Annotated in this window: 18 protein-coding genes; 12 read left to right on the top strand and 6 right to left on the bottom strand. The window is 62.9% G+C overall.

Annotated elements, in window-relative coordinates:
* Positions 1-119: 119 nt before the first annotated feature.
* Genes QOU61_RS26450 through QOU61_RS26440 form a run of 3 tightly spaced genes read left to right on the top strand, consistent with a single transcriptional unit; the run spans position 120 to position 2,920 of the window.
* Positions 120-1,253, top strand: coding sequence for an ABC transporter permease (locus tag QOU61_RS26450; RefSeq protein ID WP_289654152.1), 1,134 nt, complete (start codon positions 120-122; stop codon positions 1,251-1,253).
* A 2-nt stretch (positions 1,254-1,255) separates the two neighbouring features.
* Positions 1,256-2,026 carry an ABC transporter ATP-binding protein gene (locus tag QOU61_RS26445; protein WP_289654151.1) on the top strand — a complete coding sequence of 257 codons (771 nt, stop codon included), beginning with the start codon at positions 1,256-1,258 and terminating at the stop codon, positions 2,024-2,026.
* 27 nt (positions 2,027-2,053) lie between these two features.
* The gene (locus QOU61_RS26440; RefSeq protein WP_289654150.1) at positions 2,054-2,920 is read left to right on the top strand and encodes an MlaD family protein; all 867 of its coding nucleotides are present in this window, start codon (positions 2,054-2,056) and stop codon (positions 2,918-2,920) included.
* 190 nt (positions 2,921-3,110) lie between these two features.
* Here QOU61_RS26440 and QOU61_RS26435 read toward each other — a convergent pair whose 3' ends face one another.
* Complete coding sequence (locus QOU61_RS26435; protein WP_289654149.1) at positions 3,111-3,638, bottom strand: REP-associated tyrosine transposase; 528 nt, start codon at positions 3,636-3,638, stop codon at positions 3,111-3,113.
* A gap of 1,101 nt (positions 3,639-4,739) precedes the next feature.
* Between QOU61_RS26435 and QOU61_RS26430 the strand changes: the two genes are divergently transcribed.
* Entirely contained in the window at positions 4,740-5,147 is a 408-nt protein-coding gene (locus QOU61_RS26430; protein ID WP_289654148.1) for a hypothetical protein, read from the top strand.
* Between the two features lie 539 nt (positions 5,148-5,686).
* Here the strand turns inward: QOU61_RS26430 and bfr are convergent.
* Positions 5,687-6,169 carry a bacterioferritin gene (gene bfr / locus QOU61_RS26425; protein WP_289654147.1) on the bottom strand — a complete coding sequence of 161 codons (483 nt, stop codon included), beginning with the start codon at positions 6,167-6,169 and terminating at the stop codon, positions 5,687-5,689.
* A 284-nt stretch (positions 6,170-6,453) separates the two neighbouring features.
* Between bfr and QOU61_RS26420 the strand changes: the two genes are divergently transcribed.
* Positions 6,454-6,798, top strand: a complete 345-nt coding sequence (locus QOU61_RS26420) for a DUF6665 family protein (protein WP_289654146.1) — start codon at positions 6,454-6,456, stop codon at positions 6,796-6,798.
* 163 nt (positions 6,799-6,961) lie between these two features.
* Entirely contained in the window at positions 6,962-8,659 is a 1,698-nt protein-coding gene (locus tag QOU61_RS26415; RefSeq protein ID WP_289654145.1) for a methyl-accepting chemotaxis protein, read from the top strand.
* A 335-nt stretch (positions 8,660-8,994) separates the two neighbouring features.
* Here QOU61_RS26415 and ftsZ read toward each other — a convergent pair whose 3' ends face one another.
* Together ftsZ and QOU61_RS26405 are read right to left on the bottom strand one after the other, a co-directional pair.
* A complete protein-coding gene (gene ftsZ, locus QOU61_RS26410; protein ID WP_354142475.1) occupies positions 8,995-10,251 on the bottom strand; it encodes a cell division protein FtsZ in 1,257 nt (418 codons plus the stop codon).
* Between the two features lie 40 nt (positions 10,252-10,291).
* Positions 10,292-10,783 (bottom strand): hypothetical protein, encoded by a 492-nt coding sequence (locus tag QOU61_RS26405; RefSeq protein ID WP_289654144.1) that lies wholly within the window; start codon positions 10,781-10,783, stop codon positions 10,292-10,294.
* Positions 10,784-11,234: 451 nt separating this feature from the next.
* Here QOU61_RS26405 and tetH point away from each other — a divergent pair, with 451 nt between their 5' ends.
* Genes tetH through QOU61_RS26390 form a run of 3 tightly spaced genes read left to right on the top strand, consistent with a single transcriptional unit; the run spans position 11,235 to position 14,169 of the window.
* Complete coding sequence (gene tetH, locus QOU61_RS26400; protein WP_289654143.1) at positions 11,235-12,017, top strand: thiosulfate dehydrogenase; 783 nt, start codon at positions 11,235-11,237, stop codon at positions 12,015-12,017.
* 10 nt (positions 12,018-12,027) lie between these two features.
* Positions 12,028-13,011, top strand: a complete 984-nt coding sequence (locus tag QOU61_RS26395) for a substrate-binding domain-containing protein (RefSeq protein WP_289654142.1) — start codon at positions 12,028-12,030, stop codon at positions 13,009-13,011.
* 27 nt (positions 13,012-13,038) lie between these two features.
* The gene (locus tag QOU61_RS26390) at positions 13,039-14,169 is read left to right on the top strand and encodes a TQO small subunit DoxD (protein WP_289654141.1); all 1,131 of its coding nucleotides are present in this window, start codon (positions 13,039-13,041) and stop codon (positions 14,167-14,169) included.
* Here the strand turns inward: QOU61_RS26390 and QOU61_RS26385 are convergent.
* Positions 14,164-14,628 carry a hypothetical protein gene (locus QOU61_RS26385; protein WP_289654140.1) on the bottom strand — a complete coding sequence of 155 codons (465 nt, stop codon included), beginning with the start codon at positions 14,626-14,628 and terminating at the stop codon, positions 14,164-14,166. The two genes, QOU61_RS26390 and QOU61_RS26385, sit on opposite strands and share 6 nt — an antisense overlap.
* A gap of 168 nt (positions 14,629-14,796) precedes the next feature.
* Here QOU61_RS26385 and QOU61_RS26380 point away from each other — a divergent pair, with 168 nt between their 5' ends.
* Positions 14,797-15,000: a hypothetical protein gene (locus QOU61_RS26380; RefSeq protein ID WP_289654139.1), complete on the top strand. Its 204-nt coding sequence runs from the start codon at positions 14,797-14,799 to the stop codon at positions 14,998-15,000.
* A 36-nt stretch (positions 15,001-15,036) separates the two neighbouring features.
* Positions 15,037-16,155, top strand: a complete 1,119-nt coding sequence (locus QOU61_RS26375) for a DUF2336 domain-containing protein (protein WP_289654138.1) — start codon at positions 15,037-15,039, stop codon at positions 16,153-16,155.
* 42 nt (positions 16,156-16,197) lie between these two features.
* Here the strand turns inward: QOU61_RS26375 and QOU61_RS26370 are convergent, their stop codons facing one another.
* Entirely contained in the window at positions 16,198-17,103 is a 906-nt protein-coding gene (locus QOU61_RS26370) for a LysR family transcriptional regulator (RefSeq protein ID WP_289654137.1), read from the bottom strand.
* 182 nt (positions 17,104-17,285) lie between these two features.
* Here QOU61_RS26370 and ggt point away from each other — a divergent pair, with 182 nt between their 5' ends.
* Complete coding sequence (ggt, locus tag QOU61_RS26365; protein ID WP_289654136.1) at positions 17,286-18,899, top strand: gamma-glutamyltransferase; 1,614 nt, start codon at positions 17,286-17,288, stop codon at positions 18,897-18,899.
* Positions 18,900-18,920 lie beyond the last annotated feature (21 nt).

Here is an 18,920-nt window from a genome sequence, read left to right as displayed (position 1 = left end):
TTTCTGAACCGTAGACTGGCCTTGCGCTACCAACCATGGCGGGCTTTGGTTGCTTCGACAAGGCAGTGGATCTTTGCGTTTCTTTGGGCGGCCGGGGGCCGGGGGCGGGAGTATCTCACGTGAATGGAGATCCGACACTGGAGCGGATTGCGCAGGGCAGCGGCCTTGCGCTGGTTGCCGCCGGCTCCTGGACCGCGCGCTTCGCGCCGGCGCTGGAGCGCTTGGTGATGGAGGCGGAAAAGCTTGCCGGCAGCCGCCCCAACATCTTCATCGACGTCTCGCAGGTTTCCAAGCTCGACACTTTCGGCGCCTGGCTGATCGAGCGGCTGCGCCGCAGCCTGACGCAAGGCAATGTCGAGCCCAACATCGCGGGGCTCTCGGCCAACTATTCCAGCCTGGTCGACGAGGTGCGGCGGGTGAAGGGTTCGCCCGCGGTCGACACCTATTCGGTGACCATCACCGGCATGCTGGAGCAGGTCGGCCGCACCGTGGCCGGGATCGGCGGCACGATTGCGAGCCTGGTCGACATGCTGGGCGCAGTGCTCGCGGCGAGCGCCCGCGTCATCGTCCGCCCGCGCAGCTTCCGCCTCACCTCGACCGTCCATCACCTCGAGCAGGTGTGCTGGCGCGCGGTGCCGATCGTGGTGCTGATCACCTTCCTGATCGGCTGCATCATCTCGCAGCAGGGCATCTTCCATTTCCGCAAGTTCGGGGCCGACATCTTCGTCGTCGACATGCTGGGCGTGCTGGTGCTGCGCGAGATCGGCGTGCTCCTGGTTGCGATCATGGTCGCAGGCCGCTCCGGCAGTGCCTATACCGCCGAGCTCGGCTCGATGAAGATGCGCGAGGAGATCGATGCGCTGCGCACCATGGGCTTCGATCCGATCGAGGTGCTGATCCTGCCGCGCATGCTGGCGCTGATCATCGCGCTGCCGATCCTGGCCTTCCTCGGCGCCATGGCCGCGCTCTATGGCGGCGGCCTCGTCGCCTGGCTCTATGGCGGGGTCGATCCCGAAGCGTTCCTGCTCCGCCTGCGCGATGCCATCTCGATCGATCATTTCACCGTCGGCCTTGTCAAGGCGCCGGTGATGGCGGCGGTGATCGGCATCGTCGCCTGCGTCGAGGGGCTCGCGGTGCAGGGCAGCGCCGAGTCGCTCGGCCAGCACACGACGTCCTCGGTGGTGAAGGGCATCTTCTTCGTCATCGTGATGGACGGCGTGTTCGCGATCTTCTTCGCCTCGATCGGAATGTGAGCATGGCGACGGTTCAACAGGACGCCATCATCCGGGTCCGCGACATCACCGTGCAGTTCGGCGCGACGCGCGTGCTCGACGGGCTCAACCTCGACGTCAAGCGCGGCGAGATCCTGGGTTTCGTCGGTCCGTCGGGCGCCGGCAAGTCGGTGCTGACCCGCACCATCATCGGCCTGGTGCCAAAGATCGCCGGCCGCATCGAGGTGTTCGGCGTCGACCTCGACGTTGCCGACACCTCCGCGCGGCGCGCGGTGGAACGGCGCTGGGGCATCCTGTTCCAGCAGGGCGCGCTGTTCTCCTCGCTTACGGTGCGGCAGAACATCCAGTTTCCGGTGCGCGAATATCTCAAGGTCTCGCAGCGCCTGCTCGACGAGATCATGGTGGCGAAGCTCGGCATGGTCGGGCTCAAGCCGGAGGTCGCCGACCGCTATCCGTCCGAACTGTCGGGCGGCATGATCAAGCGCGTGGCGCTGGCGCGCGCGCTCGCGCTCGATCCGGAACTCGTGTTCCTGGACGAGCCGACCTCGGGGCTCGATCCGATCGGCGCCGGCGATTTCGACGAATTGGTGCGCACGCTGCAGCGGACTTTGGGGCTGACCGTTTTCATGGTAACCCACGACCTGGACAGCCTCTACACCGCCTGCGACCGGATCGCCGTCTTGGGGAACGGCAAGATCATTGCCGCAGGTTCGATGGCCGACATGCAGGCTTCGCAGCACCCCTGGCTGCGGCAGTATTTCCACGGCAAGCGCGCCCGCGCAGTGATGGGCTAGTTCTAAGAGAGGGACTCGGAGTTCTCGATGGAAACGCGGGCGAACTATGTCCTGATCGGCACTTTCACGCTGGCGGTGATCGCGGCCGCCTTCGGCTTCGTGCTTTGGTTCCAGTCGCTGCACACCACCAAGGCGCGCAGCCCGCTGCGCGTCATCTTCGAGGGTCCCGCGTCCGGCCTGCGCAATGGCGGTAGCGTCAATTTCAACGGTATTCGGATAGGGGAAGTGGTTTCGGTGAAGCTCGACAATCCGCGCCGCGTGGTGGCGCTGGCAATGGTCGAGAACAACGCGCCGATCCGAAAGGACACCCTCGTCGGTCTCGAATTCCAGGGCCTGACCGGCGTCGCCGCGATCTCGCTCAAGGGCGGCGCGGAAGCCGCCCCGCCGGTGCCGCTGGACGAGGATGGCATACCGGTGCTGACCGCCGACCCCAACGGCCTGCAGGACGTCACCGAGGCGATCCGCGGCACCTTGCAGAACATCAACCGCGTGGTCGCCGACAACCAGGAAGCGGTGAAGAATTCGCTCAAGAACCTGGAAACCTTCACCGCGTCGCTGTCGCGCAATGCCGAGCGCATCGACAGCGTGATGGCGCGGGTCGATGGCGTGATGGGCAAGGCCGACAACCTGATGCTGGGGCTGAACACGCTGGCCGGCGGCAAGGAGGGCGGCGAATTGTTCCTGGCGGTGAAATCGATCCGCGAGCTCGCCGAGGATTTTGACAAGCGCTCCGGTGCGCTCATGTCGGACGGCCGCCGCACGCTGTCCGACATCAGCCGCGCCGTGAACAATTTCGACCGCAACCCGACGCGCGTGCTGTTCGGCGCGAGCAACAGCCCGAGCAGTGCGCAGGCCTCGCAGCCGGCGCCGGCCGCGAGCGGGCGGCGGCAGTGAAGCAAGCGAATAGGGAGTAGGGAGCAGGGAGCAGGGGGTCTGGTGGCGATGCGCGCGCCGGATCTTCCGCTTCATCCATTTCGCCTTGAGCCGCACTTCCGCATTCCCGCGGCGGAAAATCCGTCCGAGCCTTGCAAGACGATGTCCCTCGATGAGAAGTAGGGTGGGCAAAGCGAAGCGTGCCCACCATTCATTCTCCAAACGATCCCGCAATGTCCTTCATGTCCCCGCCCCAATCGGCTTCCAGCAAGCCGCGTTCGACAAAGCGATGAAAGCTGCTGTGAGGCCAATCGGCAACGCACGCTACGTGTCCGTGCTTAACGGGATTAAAGTGGATGTAGTCGACGTGACGCTCGAGATCAGCTTCATCGCGAATTGCGTGCTCCCAATAGCGACGCTGCCAGATTCCCTTTTCGCGTTTGGAAACCTTGCTTTGTGATCTCGGCTTCGCGTCGACTCCGCGGGAAAACCCGCTCTTGATGAGGTTCCAACGGGTGGCGAAGTCCCGGTCATCTTGAGGCAATGCCCACAGGGCGTGAATGTGATCAGGCAAAATACAGACGGCAATCGTCTCAAAAGGACGTCGTTCTTGAATGGTCCGGTAGGACTGTCGTAGGCGATCGATTTCCTCGATCAGCAAATTGCTCGAACGATCGGCAAGCGCAACGGTGAAGAAGAACAGCCCGCCTGTCACATTGGCACGACGATAGTTCGGCATGACCTCTTGATAGCATGCTACGCCATGGTGGGCACGCTTCGCTTTGCCCACCCTACGATTCTGATTGATTTGTCAAACAGCAAAAGCGGATGTGACCTCGCATTCCCGCGGCGGAAAATCCGTCCGAGCCTTGCAAGACGATGTCCCTCGAAACAGAGGGCGCAGGGAAGGCCGGGCGCGTGACCGCACCCGCAGCCTCGTGCGCAACTAGGAAAGCACACGAGTTAGTCACCACAGGTTTGGCCGCAACATCCGGCCTTCCCCGCGCAATGGTTTTAACGGCTTCCTTCGCGCTCTCCCCGGTGTCCATGACTTTTTAGTCACCGTCGCCTGCAGATCACCGTCCGCAAACTTGGCACCAGCCCAGGGATGCCAGGACCACGCGACTTCGCCGTCCGCATCGATGGTGTTCGTCTGACATCATCGTTGCGTCCATCGCATCCCGCCCAACGTATCGTGACGACGCGTAACGCCCCTCTGATCGGGCGGGACGTGCCGAGGAAAGCCACTGATTTGCCCGACGCAACAAGCCAAATATTTTTCGATTAGGGACTGGACGACCCAAATCACGTTGAACCCGCTCGCGAAATCGTCCTCTGCGCGCACGCGGTTTTCGCCGTCTTTGAGGCTGCGCGAGCGGCTTGATCTCGGAAAAACGTGGTGATTTTGCCTGTCCGGGCAAATCAGCCGCTTGCGACGGCAAGGGTCGCTTCGCTTTACCCAATCATACAACCTGCCCCGAGTGAGCGGGGGGCGGCAATGAGAGATGGCAAACGGCAACTCGGCGTACTTATGAACACCGAAGGTCCGCTTGGCCACGGAAAGCAGATGTCGCAGTGCGCCTGCCAAGGGGACACACTGTGCAGCGGGGCTCAATCACCTGTTTCTCAGTCGCGTCAAATTGCGTAGGATGCAAGTTGCCGTTGAAGCGGGACGTGCCGAAGTCACCGCTTGGGGGCGAGCGAGCAGCCCAGTGCCATCGGCGGGAACGCACCCTGAAGAGACCGACCCCCTTTTCGGTTTCGCATTATGATCCACAGTCCACGAAATGCGCGGACCGCTGTTGCGGCGGCTCGTTGCCATAACCTCTGGAGAAGAGCGATGAACAAGATCGATCGGAGGTCAGCATTGGGGATTGGGTTGACCGCGGCCTCGGCGGCTATGATGAAGTCAGCCGCCGCTCAAACCACAGGCTACAAGGACTCGACACCGTGGCCGGGTGTCGTGGTGCGTGCTTATGATAGCGAGACACCGTCCCTCATCCCCGGTTTCAAGACTGTCTCAATGCGCGATGTCATTATGCAACCGGGATCGAAGACGATGGGGCCCCCGATGATGAATCCCATGGTCTGCCATATCACCGAAGGGGAGCTCCGGATTGAGCAGGAAGGAAAGACCTTTGCGGCCAAGAAGAACTTTGTCTGGACCTGCAACAAGGACACCAAAGAGCAGGCGTACAATGACGGCAACGTGGTCGGAATTATGAGGATAACGGACCTGAACGTTTGAGCCCGTTTCCAGAGAGATCGATTTCCGGTGCGCATAGCGTGCTCGACGAGGCGGCGCGTAGCAGCCGCTATACATTCCGCAGAGCACACAGTGCGCGAGCCTGACGCAGCGGAGTGAAGGTGAGTCGCTCGCTCTTGCGGCCATAGCGGCGGCGATCGCGAACAAACTTCGACCGCACAAAACTCGCCCTTTTTGAGTGCCTCCTCCGCTAAACGCATGAGGCGGTCGCCGCGAGAAGGGGGCTTGCTCCGTTGCAATCTGTCAGCGGCGCCTGGAGGCAACCAAAGCTAACCGATGGAGCTGCTGCGTGCTTACACCGGAACACGCTTCGTCTTTGACGCTTGAGCCGGGCGCGGCTCAACGAGCGACCTCGAAATTCTGCCAAAGCAGCTTGGGTGCGCAAAAGGTTGGCGAAAGAGCCGCATGTCATCTGTGGGGTCAACGACCGGCCAATTGATGTCTGAACGACGGGGACGGAGAGCCGACATACTCGGCTCCTCCGGCAAGCCGTCGGATTCGGGCCAGAAGCAGTCAACACTTCAGTCCTCGTCGAGGTCTCCGATATGACGCTGCGCATATAGCTCAAGGCCGATCCTCGTTACGAGTTCGATCTGAGTTTCCAGAAAGTCGATGTGCTCTTCCTCACCGTGCAAGAGTTGCTCAAACAGATCTCGTGTCACGTAGTCCTTGACCGAATGGCAATAGGTCGCGGCTTCAGCGTAGAGGGAGCGCGCCGACAATTCGGCTTGCAAGTCGCTATCGAGCACGGCCTTCACGGTCTTCCCGATATGAAGAGATTCCAGCGTCTGCATATTGGGAGCTCCATCGAGGAAGATGGTGCGTTCGATGAGCTTGTCAGCATGCTGCATCTCTTCGATCGATTCCCTGCGCCACGTCTTGGCCAGCGCCTTGTAGCCCCAATTGTCGAGCAGGCGGTAATGCAGCCAATACTGGTTCACCGCGGTGAGCTCGTGGCGGAGCGCTTTGTTGAGGTATTCGATAACTTTCTTCTCGCCCTTCATGCTCTGCTCCTCTTCGCGGGTGCGACTGGAATCGGTTTGTTGCGCGGGCGGCTGGAATTCGAAGTTTGACCAAGAGCATGGAGAGTTTAGAGCGTCCGCGCTTGTGGTTCGAGCAGTTTGGGGCAACTGCCGCCCGCCGTGAGCGCCGACGCAAGGCTCGCCCGCGCCTGCTATTCCCTCGGAAGCGGGAATTCGGCGGCCACGTTGGAACCACTTCTCGGCAAGGCTGGACAGCAGACCTTAGGCCATTTGGGGAGCGCCCCATGTGGCGCTATATATGAGCGATGTCCCGCGATTTTCGCCTTCATGGCGCTCCCGTCGACGTTCTCAGCCATGAGATCGCCCAGGAGAAGGCCGCTGCGCTCGGACGGATGGGGCGAGCGCTGGAAGAGGCGCTCGCCAGGCTGCGGGAGTTCGATGCCGCCCTTCCTGGCGCACGAGCGTCAGCGCAGCAGCCGCGGCGCACCCTGGTGACGGAGGCCGGCCACGCACTGTGGATGTTCGTGGTGCAGCGAGAGGCGTGCGGCCTGCGCGACAGCCGCACTGTCATGCGCGACTATAATGTGCCGGGCGAGGTGCAGCAGTGCATGGGGGCGGTCCCCGCCGCACCGACGCGGGCGGGGCGATGAGCGGACGTTGGTCGATTTGCTCGATCGCTCGTCAACTGTGAAAAGTAGCCCCCCGGATATCGAGGACAGATGGACTTCGGATGCCTGTGCACATGCTCAATGATTGCTTAACGGGTAAAATGGTACTTTCGGCAACCGCTCTCTCCTGCGAAGGCCGAAATCAATGCGACACCTGTCTGTCTACAATCGTTTCGCGATCATCATTGCGGTTTTAACTGTTGCCTTTGTCGCCGCGCTGGCTGCTCAGGTCATGGTCCTTCGCAGTACCGTCATCGAGGAACGCCGGACCAAGGTGTTCGATCTGGTCGAGGCTGCGAAGAAGATCCTGGCGGCCTATGAGGAAAAAGCCAAAGCAGGCAAGCTTTCGGAAGAGGAGGCGCGTCAGCTTGCTTTCGATGCGATCGGCGCAATGCGCTGGGGCAAATCCGCGGACTATCTCGGAGTCTACGGCGCCGGCAGCACCAATGCCGGGGTTACCTATGTGCACGCCAATCCGAAATACATCAATGTCAATCGCTGGAATTACAAGGACCACACGGGCCAACTCCTGATTCAAAGCATCGTCGGCAAGGCCCGCACCGGCGGCGGTTTTCTCGAATATCAGGTGCCGAAAGCAACGGGTGGTCCCGAACTGCCCAAGCTCACCTATGCCGGCGGCTATGGCGAGGGTGACAAGCTGCTGGCAATCCAGGCAGGGGTCTATACCGACGATATCGACGCGGTGGTTTTCGACCGCGCCATCTGGATCGCGGCAGGCGGGTTCGCTGGATTGCTCATCGCCGGCTTGACCGCATTTTTGCTTGGTCGAGGGCTCGTTCGGCCGCTTGGCGCGATCTGCGGCGTCATGGACGATCTCGCCGAAGCCAACTTGAAGGTTGAGGTGCCGTTCGTCGAGAATCGCAACGAAATCGGCCGGATCTCCCGCAGCCTTGCCGTCTTCAAGGACCGGCTGATCGACGCCGAACGGCTTCGCTCAGAGCGCGATGAAGAGAGCGCTCGCGCCATGGCGGAGCGGAAACTGGCCATGAATCGGATCGCGAGCGAGTTTGAGAAAAGTGTCGGCGGGATCGCAGCCGCGGCCGCGTCAGCAGCCAGCGAAATGCAGCGCTCGGCGCAATCGCTGTCCGCGATCGCGAAAGAGACGACCCGCCAGAGCACGACTGTTGCCGCAGCCGCCGAGCAGACAACGGCGAACGTGCAGACCGTGGCCGCCGCGGCGGAGGAACTTTCGTCATCGGGGAAAGAAATCTCCCGTCAAATTGCTCATTCGGCGTCGATAGCACAAAGCGCCGTTGCGCAGGCTGATCGCACCAACGCGATGGTGGAAGGCTTGCTGGAGGCGACGCAAAAAATTGGTGAGGTCATGGGCCTCATTCAAAACATCGCCGGACAGACCAATCTGCTGGCCTTGAACGCGACGATCGAAGCCGCGCGGGCCGGCGAAGCAGGCAAAGGCTTTGCCGTTGTGGCCGGAGAGGTGAAGGCGCTTTCGACGCAGACCGCGAAGGCGACAGAGGAGATCGCCGACCAGATTCAGGCAATCCGTGACGCCACCGGAACGACGGCAGAAGCGATCCGCGAGATCGGCGCCACCATCGGTCAGATCGACCAGATCGCAACTGCAATTGCCAGTGCGGTGGAGGAGCAGGGTGCGTCGACCAAAGAGATTGCTGCCAGTGTGCAGCAGGCCGCTCTGGGCACACAGGGCGTCATGAAGAACATCGGCGATGTGACACAGGCATCCGGTCAGGTGGGAACCGCCGCCGATTTGGTTCTCAATTCGGCAGGCGAACTCGCAACGCAATCCCAGCGGTTGAAGCAGGAGGTCGAGAGTTTCCTCGTCACAGTCCGGGCGGCCTAGAGCATCGGTTCTGATCGAATCAGAACCGATGCTCTAGTGTCCCGGACCCGAAGTTCGCATCATTTTGCGGCAGGTCCTTTTGCGAACTTCGGGTCCGAAAGGACACTAGCAAATCTATGATTCTAGTGTGGTTTTGGTTCGGAAGTTCTCTTGACGGGCTCGCGGCACAAATGAAGAGAACTTCCGAACCACCACACTAGGTTCTTGTTTTGACGCGTGTTCTTCACGCGAAGCGGTGCCCGCTTCGCTCGAAAACGCTATGGCGTCGCTGCACCCGGAACGGCTTCAACGCGCCGACCGCTCGTTGGCGCGCTCCATGGTTCGACGACGGCGGCTCAGCTCGCCTTGCGGCCCCGAAAGGCCGGGATATCGAGAACGCTTTCGATCGCATTGCGCACGGCGGAGGAATGCCCGTGCGGATGGAGACCCTGCGCAGCCACATCGCGCCCATAGTCCGAAATCGGCTTTGCCGGCCGCGCTTCGGGGTCGCCGGCCATCGGGCGGAGTGCCGGACTCTTCAATTGCGGCGGCGGTGCACGACGCTCGATCCGGTCGGCGACGCGCCGGCTGTCGTTCTGCAGCCTGCCGGCGAGTTCCGTGAGTGAGCCCGCTGGCTGCGCCTGGCGCGTCGTGCCAAGATTATCGATGCCCGTCGCCACCACCGAGACACGGACGATGCCTTCCAGGTTTTCATCGAAAGTGGCGCCGACGATGATGTTGGCGTCCTGGTCGGCCTCTTCGCGAATGCGGTTCGCGGCTTCGTCGACCTCGAATAGCGCCAGGTCCTTGCCGCCGGTGATGGAGATGATGAGGCCACTGGCACGCTTGATCGAGGGGTCCTCGATCAATGGATTGGAAATCGCAGCCACAGCGGCATTGAGCACACGCTTCTCGCCGGAAGCCTCGCCTCTGCCCATCATGGCTTTGCCCTTCTCGCGCATGACGGAGAGAACGTCGGCAAAATCGAGATTGATCAGACCTTCCTTGACGATCAGGTCGCTGATGCAGGCCACGCCCGAATAAAGCACTTGATCGGCCATGGCGAAGGCATGGGCGAATGTGGTCTTCTCGTTGGCCACCCTGAACAGGTTCTGGTTTGGGATGATCAGCAGGGTGTCCACGGCCTTCAGCAACTCGGCGACGCCTGCTTCGGCAAAGCGCATGCGGCGCTGGCCCTCAAAGTGGAATGGCTTGGTGACGACGCCGATGGTGAGAATACCAAGCTCACGCGCGATCCTGGCTATAACAGGCGCAGCCCCGGTGCCGGTACCGCCGCCCATGCCGGCAGTAACGAACACCATGTGCGCGCCAGTCAAATGATCGCGGATATCATTGATTGCCTCTTCGGCTGCGGCGCGCCCGACTTCGGGCTGCGCGCCCGCACCAAGGCCGCCAGTCACCCCGCTGCCCATCTGGATGAGGCGCTTGGCCTTGGATGAGGTGAGCGCCTGTGCGTCGGTATTGGCGACGATGAAGTCGACGCCTTGCAGCCCGGCCGCGATCATGTTGTTGACGGCATTGCCGCCGGCGCCGCCGACCCCAAACACGACGATGCGCGCCCTCATTTCGCGAATATCGGTAATGCTGGTCATTTTGCCTCGCGCGTGCTCCGGCGATAGTAGACGCGGATTGCTATCTACTAGCCTTGCGGTCTGCTTCCACTAGATCCGCGGCAAGAAGGCCCAGCCGTCGGGCAGCTTGTCCGGGGCTGTCGATAGCGCCTCCAGCTCGACCACCGCCGCGCAAAGAGCCTTCGAGCCGCGCCATTGCCTCCTTGGCCGCCATCGTCTCGGCGGTCGCGCGCAGCAGCTCAACCATCAGGCGATCGGCGCGCTGGCGCTCGTGCTCGAAATCTGCCCGGTGACCGGCTGCCCTTGCTTCGAGCTGCGCGATCTCCGCCTGCAATGCCACGATCCTTGCCGCCGGAAATTCGGCGCCAGCCGGGCGACTGCCTCGTGGCCGCGGCGTATGCCTTATTTCAGCGAGATCAACGCTCACCAATGCTTTGCCATCGTCCGAAAGTGAGCGTGGCAACCGGAGCCGCTGGGCAAGCGAACGGGCGGCTCTCTGCGAGATTCCCAGACGGGCACCAAGCGCGGCATATGTCAGTGTCTCAATGGGCATCGGCCGTTCTCCTGAACAAACCGGACGGTATTGCGCTGGTGACCTCAGGCTAGGTCGCTATGGTTAACAGATCGTTAACGGCGCGATCTGTCCGCTTGAATGTGCCGCAACCGGGATACGTCGGGTCCACCCGCTTCGCCTCGGGGTGCCGGCACGTGCCGAGGAAAGCCACTGGTTTGCCCGACGGCTCGAACGAAATACTTTTCAGCAAGGGACTGGACGACCCAAAATCACGTTGAAATGCCTGGCGAAATCGTCCGCCGCGCGGACGACCCCCGTGACCGGGGTAGGGCGCAAGCCAATCGTGTGAACTGAAAATTCCGCATCGTTTCATCACGTGGAGCGATCAGATCGATCTGAAAATTTGCGTTGAAGCCACTCCGCAAGTCCCTACTTCACGGGAAAGCAGGCGGCCTGCTGTTCGCCGCACACGCAACTTCAGGAGACACCAATGATGATCGACAACTCACGGCGCACCGCTCTTGTCGGCTTTGGCGCGCTGGCGGTCGGCGCCGCTGCGCTTGCCGCTGGTCCCTCGCGCGCCGCCACGACCGAGCGCATCATCCCGCCCGGTGCCCGGGAGCTCTCCGAGCTGACGGGGCGGCTGCGTCGCGCGCCACGCCGACGCGACTTCAAGACCGTGCCGATGATCCTCGAGCATCCCGATTTCTGGGATGACGAAGCGCTCAAGGAGATCATCGCCTATCGCGGCACGCCCAAGCAGGTATGGGACAACACCGACATCGGAGGCCCCTGGCTCAACCTGATGCGCAACGCGGTCAATGCGCAGGTCTTCTCGTTCGGACACAGGGGTTTCCTTGCCGTCTCCGCGACCCACGGCACGGCTCACCTCGCGCTGTTCGACCAGACGATGTGGGACAAGTACGACCTCGCAGCGCTTGCGGGTGCCAGGTTCGGATCCAACACGCTGGCGGTTCTCAAGCCGGCTCCCACGGCTTTCGCGCAAAGCGAGGATCCGAAAAGCGTGTTCGGGCCGACCGGGGACACCATCCCCGCGTTACAGGAGCGCGGCGTCGTCTTCATGGCGTGCCATAACGCGATCTGGGAGGTGACGGCGAAGCTGATCGCCTCCGGGAAAAATCCCGATCATGGCTCGCACGAAGCGGTGGCGGCAGAACTGACCAACCATCTCATCGACGGCGTGGTGCTGACCCCCGGAATCGTTGCGACCATTCCGGAGCTGCAGCAGGTCGGCTTTCACTATGCGGCGTGAGGAGGCTCGAATGCGCAAAACCACCTTCTGCGGCGCCGTGCTGGCCGCTGCCCTTCTTCTGCCGCTCGCCGCCCACTCCGCGGAGCCGGTCCAGCACGATTCGATCTTTCCGCCCTGGCAGCACGGACAGAACAATGACGCGACCGAGCGCGGGCTCTCATTCACGGTTCCGGAGGTCGACGATCTCGCCGATTTCCATGGCAACGTGTCCGACCCGAAGCTCGTGCTCTATGTCGGAGGCAACTACTTCTTCGCCATGGCGCCGCTGGTTGCGGCCTTCGAGCAGCAGCATCCCGAGTTCAAGGGCAGGATCTACTGGGAGACCCTTCCGCCGGGCCTGCTCGAGAAGCAGCTCAAGGCCGGCGGTACCGTCACCTCGGGCAACATGACCTGGACAGCGAAGCCGGACGCCTATCTGGCAGGGCTGAAGAAGGTTCAAGGCCTGATCGATCAGGGCGTGCTGACCGGTCCGGCCGTTCCCTACGTGACCAATACCCTGGCGATCATGGTGCCGGCGGGCAATCCGGGCCATGTCAACGGTCTCTCCGATCTGGCGCGGCCCGACCTTCCCCTGGCCATGCCGAATCCCGAGTTCGAGGGCATCGCCCGGCAGATCGAGGCGTCGCTGAAGAAAGCCGGCGGCGACGCCCTGGCCACGACCGTCTACAAGACCAAGGTTGCCGACGGCAGCGCGGTTCTGACCCAGATCCACCATCGCCAAACGCCGCTCTTCCTGATGCAGGGACGCGCCCAGGCGGGCGTAACCTGGCAATCCGAGGCGATGTTCCAGGAGCAGATCGGCAATCCGATCACCCATGTCGACATCCCATCAGCGCAGAACACGACGGCGATCTATGCCGGCGCGGAGGTGAAGGGGGCGGCGCACCCGGAGGCGGCCCGGCTCTGGCTGTCGTTCATCCGTTCGCCCACGGCGCTCTCGATCTTCGAGCGCTACGGATTCAAGCCCTACACGGGCGCCGCGCCGGCCAATTGACCGCGCGCCAATTCAGGTGATGCACTCATGTCTATTCTTTCCTTTACATCGGCACCCGGCGTCGCGCGATTGACGGGCAACGCCGTTGGGCCGACCGAGGCGCAGCGCATGTGGCGGACGGCGGCGCTCGCCTTGCTGTCGGTCCGCGTCATTCAAGGCTTCATCTATTGGGGAGGCGGCTCACGGCGCTTCATCTATTCGCCCGAGAAGCTTAATCCGGACGCGCCCACCTGGATGGCGAACAAGTTTCAGACTGCAATGCCTGGAGCGCTGTTCGGCACCGATCATCTGATCAGCTTCATGCTGCATCACTTCTGGCTGCTCTATGCCGGCGTGATCCTGTTCAGCGCCGCTGAGCTCATCGTCGGCGCAATGTTGATGGCCGGAGCCCTGACCCGCGCCGCCGCCCTGGCATCGATGGGTTTTTCCGTGCTGCTGATGGCGATGTTCGGCTGGCAGGGCGCGACCTGCATCGACGAATGGACCATGGCCGCCTGCAATCTCGCGATGGGTGCAACGCTGCTGCTCGGCGGCGGCGGCGCGTACGCCATCGACAATGTCCTGATCCGTCGCAATCCCGCGCTCGCTGAAAAGGCCTGGTTTCGCTGGATGGCGGGAAGCCTGCCGTTGCCGCTTCCGGACATCGCCTTTCGTAACGTGGCGCTCGCGGTGCTCGGCTTCGTGCTGGTGTTCGACGTCGGGACCTACAGCTACTACCGCGGCTCGGTGGTAACGCCGTTCCATGGCGGACCGGTCAGCCCGACCAAGCATCATCTCACGCTCAGCGACGCAAGATTGCTGCCGGACGGCTCCGTCCGCTTCCACGTCTACCTCGATGCCGGTACGCCCGAGGCGCCGGTGCATGTCGTCGCGGCCGATCTGCTCGACGCCGACAACCGCCCGGTCGCGCATTACGACGCGGCCGCGCTCTCGGCATTGCCAAAGGCCGCTTTCGCGAACGATTACGCCTACAACAAGTTCGCGCCCGGTCCTTTCGGGATCCGGGCTCCGATGGGAGCCGCCGCCAGCGTGACGCTACCCGCGCCCGGCTCGGGTGCGACGGCCCAGGCGAAACTCGTCCGGCTCACGGATGTGGACGGCCGGACCTTCTCGACAAGGCTGGACAACAGGCCAGAACGGGAGCCGAAGACTTCATGACGCTCCCTTGAGGGCCTTGCGAAGCGTCGCGGCGAGCCGATCATATTCCGCGGGCTTGGTCTGCTTCAGCGTCGCAAGGTCGGCCACGATGCGGTCGAGGCGTCGGGCTGCGGCCTCTGTCTTGATGTCGTCGATCTCGCGACGGATTTCCGCGAACGCCTGGAAAGGCTTTGCTTCCTGCCTGGCCTTCGGCAACTCGGCAATGAGGGCGGCGACAGCGTCCATGACCCGGCCGAGCTGACGGCCATAGCTCTGCGCAGCGACAATCGCTCGTTCGGTATCGGGATCGCTCGAATTCTGTTCGGTGACGGACACGCTGCCGAACACCCACCCCGGCAATATGGGTTGGACGAGATTCTGTGGCGCCGCGAAGACGTCGAGCGGATTGGGCATGCTGCCCTTCATCCAGAACGGCCAGTCCCACCTCTGTGGGTTCGAAAGCGGAGAGTCGCTGCTCATGACGCGGCTGCCTTTTTTCGCGGGAAAGTCGACATGCGATTTGAATGTGGTCGCGAGTCCAGTGCGCTCGATCCGAAGTTCGCGTCATTGCGCGGCATCCTCTTTTGCGAACTTCGGATTCGACCACACTAGACCGGACGATCGTCTTCCACTGTGAAGGATCTCACATTGGAAGCGGGCAACGATCCGCGGCCCATGCCGGCGCGCACCGTCAACAACGGCCGGCGCTTCGCCGATGCCATGCCGGTTGGCATTTCGCTAAAATCTGATCGATCTGATTTCCGCAAAATCAGCCAAGCTTTCATGAGGGCGGGCGTTTTACCAATCATTCAATCCAGACCTGCTGTAGTGCGCCTGCATTGCTCGATTTGATTTTCTTTGTCTTGTTCAACGATTGAGCCGTTCAAAATGGCTGCACACGCATCGTTTCTGTCCGATTTGGAAGATGCAGTTTCCAAGGGAACTGCCGAGAGCTGCCTGCGCGCCCTGTGGCACGCGACGGATGTGCTGATCGCAGGGACCTATTCCGAAGAGGAGATCTGGACCTTCGGCGAGATCATCAGCCGTCTTGCCCGCGAGATCGAGACGAGCGCGCGCGCCCGGCTGGCGGGAAAGCTGGCGGTCAGCAGGAACGCGCCGTTCAAGCTGACCCGCGAGCTGGCCTCGGACGACAGCATCGACGTCGCGTGGCCCGTGCTGAGCCAATCCGAACGTCTTGACGTGGAGACGCTGGTTTCCTGCGCGCGAACGCGGAGCCAGCAGCATTTGCTCGCGATCTCGAAGCGAAGGTCGGTGCCCGAAGCCGTCACCGACGTCCTCGTGGTTCGCGGATCGAGCGACGTCGTGAACGCGGTGGCCGCAAACAGCGGCGCGAGTTTTTCAAACCTGGGCTTCCTGCATCTGGTGCGGCGCTCTGAAGGAGATTCGATCCTTGCCGAGTCGGTCGGACTTCGAAAGGACATTCCCCGGCAGCTCTTCCACCAGCTGATCGCCAAGGCCTCGGATGAGGTGCGGCGGAAGCTCGAAAAGGAGCGTCCCGACATCGAGCCCGAGATTCGGAGCGTCGTCGTCGATGTTACAGGCGCAATTCACGCAAGATTTGGTCCGGCCTCGAAGGACTACTTCACCGCGAAGCGAACGGTGGCAAAGCTCCACGACCGCGGAGAATTGACCGAAGACAAGGTGTTCGAGTTCGCCCACTCGCTGAGGTTCAACGAGACCGCCGTCGCGCTGTCGCTGTTGTGCCCGCTGCCGATCGACATCGTGGAGCGCGCACTGGTGGAGAGGGATCGGGAGCCGGCGTTGATCCTGGCCAAGGCGCTCGATTTTTCCTGGCCGACCGCGATGGCGCTGCTTTTTCTCGGGGCGCCGAACTACCGCATCACGGCCGGCGATCTCGATCGGTTGAAGCTCGATTTCCTGCGCCTGAACGTGAAGACGTGCCAAGGCGTGCTGGCGGTCTACCGGTCACGCAAGGAAGCGGCGGGTGGACCGCTGTTTCAGCGGCCCGCCGCCGCCGTCGTTTGATACCTGCCGCCGAGGCGGCAAAACGGGCGCGCGGCAAGGACGTCAGCCTTCTGAACCCTCGACCAGTCTTTTGGCGACCTCGACGAACCGCGCGGTGAGGGGAGACAGGTTGTCCGCTCGCCATGTCAGCACGATGTCCAGGGTTGCCCTGGCATCCCTGATCTCGAGCGGCTTGATGCCGGGCGGCAGCGTCGGAATGAACGACACGTCCAGGATCGTGCAGCCGAGACCGGAGCGCACCAGCTGGAGCAGCACCGGCAGGTCGTCGGCCTCCTCGACGACGTTCAGTTTCAGTCCCTTGGCCCCCGTCATGTCGTCGACCAGCGTCCTGAAGCCGCGCCATCGCGTCGCCGTGCCGATCACGATCGGCGCCGTCGCCAGGCGTCGCAGCGTTATCGACCGTTCGCTGGCCCACGCGTGATTGGCCGGCACGATCGCGATCAGCCGTTCGCGCGAGATCGGAATGCTCTGCCGCAGCCCCGCCGACACGTTCGACATCATGAAACCGAGGTCGATGGTCCCTTCATCGAGCGCTGCCGACTGCTCCGACGACGCGAGCAATCGTAGCGCGACCTGCGCTTCCGGATACTGCTTGCGAAATTCGATGATGATGTCCGACATCGGGCCCGTCGCGGCGAAGGTCGAGTAGCCGACCATCAGCGTGCCGCGGAGACCCTGCGCCACCGCGCCCGCGCGCGAGAAAGCGCCGGCCAGCCGCCGCATCGCCTCGGTGCCCTCGCGGTAGAGGATTTCGCCGGCCGGGGTCAGCGCCACATGGCGCGTCGAGCGCTCGAACAGCGCAAAGCCGAGCTGCTCCTCGAGCTGGCGGATGCTGCGGCTCAGCGCCGGCTGGGCAATCCCCAGCGCCCTAGCCGCCTTGCGGAAGCTCAGCGTCTCTCCCACGGCGAGGAAGTATTGCGTCTTGGCATGAAGCGAAGGGTGGACCATGGCGGTGGATTGATATCACGGGGTTATCAATCACGACAGCATTAGTATTGGACAGGCATGAATGCGATTTGCCAAACCAAAACCACGATGCCCGCGCCGGGATGCCCGTGCCGGAAACAGCCCAAGGGGCGGCGAAGACCGCCACTGGTCGCGGCCAAGAACTCTAGCGAAGCGGAGGAACCATGCCCCAGGCGAAGGCGATGATTGTCGCGGCGCAAACCGAAGCGGCGGAAGCCGGAGCGTCGATGCTGGAAGCCGGCGGCAATGCCGTCGATGCCGCGATCGCCTGCGCGCTGGTGCAGGGCGTGGTGGACCCACTGATGACAGGGATCGCCGGGTTCGGCAGCGCCGGCATCTACTTCCCCGCGCAGAATTTTCACAAGTATCTCGACTTTCATGCGCCATCGCCGGCGGCGGCGCGGCCCGACATGTGGGAGCACCTGATCGAGAGTGAGGCGCGCGACGGCTATGGCTTCATCCTCAAGGGCAAGGTCAACGACCTCGGCTATCAATCGGCCTGCGTTCCCGCCTCGCTGAAGGCCTATTTCGAGGCCCATGCCAGGTTCGGCGTCCTGCCGTGGCGCGACATCGTCGCGCCGGCCATCGAATGGGCCGAGCGGGGCTGGATGGTGCGCCCGCATGTCGAGTTCTTCTGGTCCGATCCCGGCACGATGGGGCGTGCGTCCGGCGTGGAGCGGCTGGCGTTCTCGCCGTCGGGGCGAAGCCTCTATTGCCGCGACGACGGCACGCCGAAGCGCGTCGGCGACCTCGTGCGCAATCCGGACTACGCCCGGACGCTGCGCCTGATCGCCGAAGGCGGCTCGGACGTCTTCTACAAGGGGGAGCTTGCGAAAGCGATCGCGCGCGACATGCGCGAGCACGGCGGCCTGATCACGGCTGATGATCTCGCATCCTATCAGCCCAAATGGCTCGATCCGCTGCGCAGCACCTACCGCGACTACCAAATCACCACGAACAACCCGCCCGGCGGCGGCCTCATGCTGATCGAGATGCTCAACATGCTCGAGCGCTTCGACCTCGCTGGCATCGGACACAACAGCGCCGAGTATCTCCGCGTCGTCTGCGAGGCCATGAAGCGCGCGACCGTCGACAAGGACAATTTCATCGGCGATCCCGGCTTCGTCGACGTCCCGGTCGCGCGCCTTTCCTCGAAGGACTACGCCGCGGCCATGGCGAAGGACATCGCGGCGAGGGTGAAGGCGGACGTGCCGCGCTTCAATTCCGGATTTCCGTCGAAGGATACGACCCAGGTCTCGGTGGTCGACCGCGACGGCAACTGCGTGACCATGACGCATTCGCTCGGAATGCCTTCCGGCGTGATCACCGACGGCCTTGGCTTCTTCTACAACGGCTGCATGGCCGTGTTCGATCCGCGGCCGGGCCGGGCCGGCAGCATCGCGCCGGGCAAGGCGCGCTTCACCTCGGTGTGTCCCTCGATCATTTTCCGCGGCGGCAAGCCCTATCTCGTGATCGGCGCGCCCGGCGCCACGCAGATCGCGATGGGCGTGCTGCAGGCGATCCTCAACGTCCTCGATTTCGGCATGACGATGACCGAGGCGGTGAGCGCGCCGCGGTTCTCGGCAACCAGCAACGCCATCGACGTCTCGAACCGGATCATCCATCGCACCACGCGGCAACTCGAGGCCGAGGGATACGAGGTGATCCGCAGCCCGTACACGTTCGGATTCGCGGCCGTCCACGGCATCCGCATCGATGGCGACAGGCTCGATGGCGGCGCCGATCCCGGACACGACGGCATCGCGCTCGCGGTCTGAGCCTTAAAGACACCACCGACA

The sequence above is a fragment of the Bradyrhizobium sp. NP1 genome (assembly GCF_030378205.1).
In the GTDB taxonomy this organism is placed as follows: Bacteria; Pseudomonadota; Alphaproteobacteria; order Rhizobiales; family Xanthobacteraceae; genus Bradyrhizobium.
This window is presented reverse-complemented; position numbering and strand designations above follow the sequence as displayed.

Bases quoted from the DNA above. Each gene is read 5' to 3' on its own strand.
- QOU61_RS26445 (WP_289654151.1), top strand. From the start codon at position 1,256: ATGGCGACGGTTCAACAGGACGCCATCATCCGGGTCCGCGACATCACC.
- QOU61_RS26440 (WP_289654150.1), top strand. From the start codon at position 2,054: ATGGAAACGCGGGCGAACTATGTCCTGATCGGCACTTTCACGCTGGCG.
- QOU61_RS26435 (WP_289654149.1), bottom strand. From the start codon at position 3,638: ATGCCGAACTATCGTCGTGCCAATGTGACAGGCGGGCTGTTCTTCTTC.
- QOU61_RS26430 (WP_289654148.1), top strand. From the start codon at position 4,740: ATGAACAAGATCGATCGGAGGTCAGCATTGGGGATTGGGTTGACCGCG.
- bfr (WP_289654147.1), bottom strand. From the start codon at position 6,169: ATGAAGGGCGAGAAGAAAGTTATCGAATACCTCAACAAAGCGCTCCGC.
- QOU61_RS26420 (WP_289654146.1), top strand. From the start codon at position 6,454: ATGTCCCGCGATTTTCGCCTTCATGGCGCTCCCGTCGACGTTCTCAGC.
- QOU61_RS26415 (WP_289654145.1), top strand. From the start codon at position 6,962: ATGCGACACCTGTCTGTCTACAATCGTTTCGCGATCATCATTGCGGTT.
- ftsZ (WP_354142475.1), bottom strand. From the start codon at position 10,251: ATGACCAGCATTACCGATATTCGCGAAATGAGGGCGCGCATCGTCGTG.
- QOU61_RS26405 (WP_289654144.1), bottom strand. From the start codon at position 10,783: ATGCCCATTGAGACACTGACATATGCCGCGCTTGGTGCCCGTCTGGGA.
- tetH (WP_289654143.1), top strand. From the start codon at position 11,235: ATGATGATCGACAACTCACGGCGCACCGCTCTTGTCGGCTTTGGCGCG.
- QOU61_RS26395 (WP_289654142.1), top strand. From the start codon at position 12,028: ATGCGCAAAACCACCTTCTGCGGCGCCGTGCTGGCCGCTGCCCTTCTT.
- QOU61_RS26390 (WP_289654141.1), top strand. From the start codon at position 13,039: ATGTCTATTCTTTCCTTTACATCGGCACCCGGCGTCGCGCGATTGACG.
- QOU61_RS26385 (WP_289654140.1), bottom strand. From the start codon at position 14,628: ATGAGCAGCGACTCTCCGCTTTCGAACCCACAGAGGTGGGACTGGCCG.
- QOU61_RS26375 (WP_289654138.1), top strand. From the start codon at position 15,037: ATGGCTGCACACGCATCGTTTCTGTCCGATTTGGAAGATGCAGTTTCC.
- QOU61_RS26370 (WP_289654137.1), bottom strand. From the start codon at position 17,103: ATGGTCCACCCTTCGCTTCATGCCAAGACGCAATACTTCCTCGCCGTG.
- ggt (WP_289654136.1), top strand. From the start codon at position 17,286: ATGCCCCAGGCGAAGGCGATGATTGTCGCGGCGCAAACCGAAGCGGCG.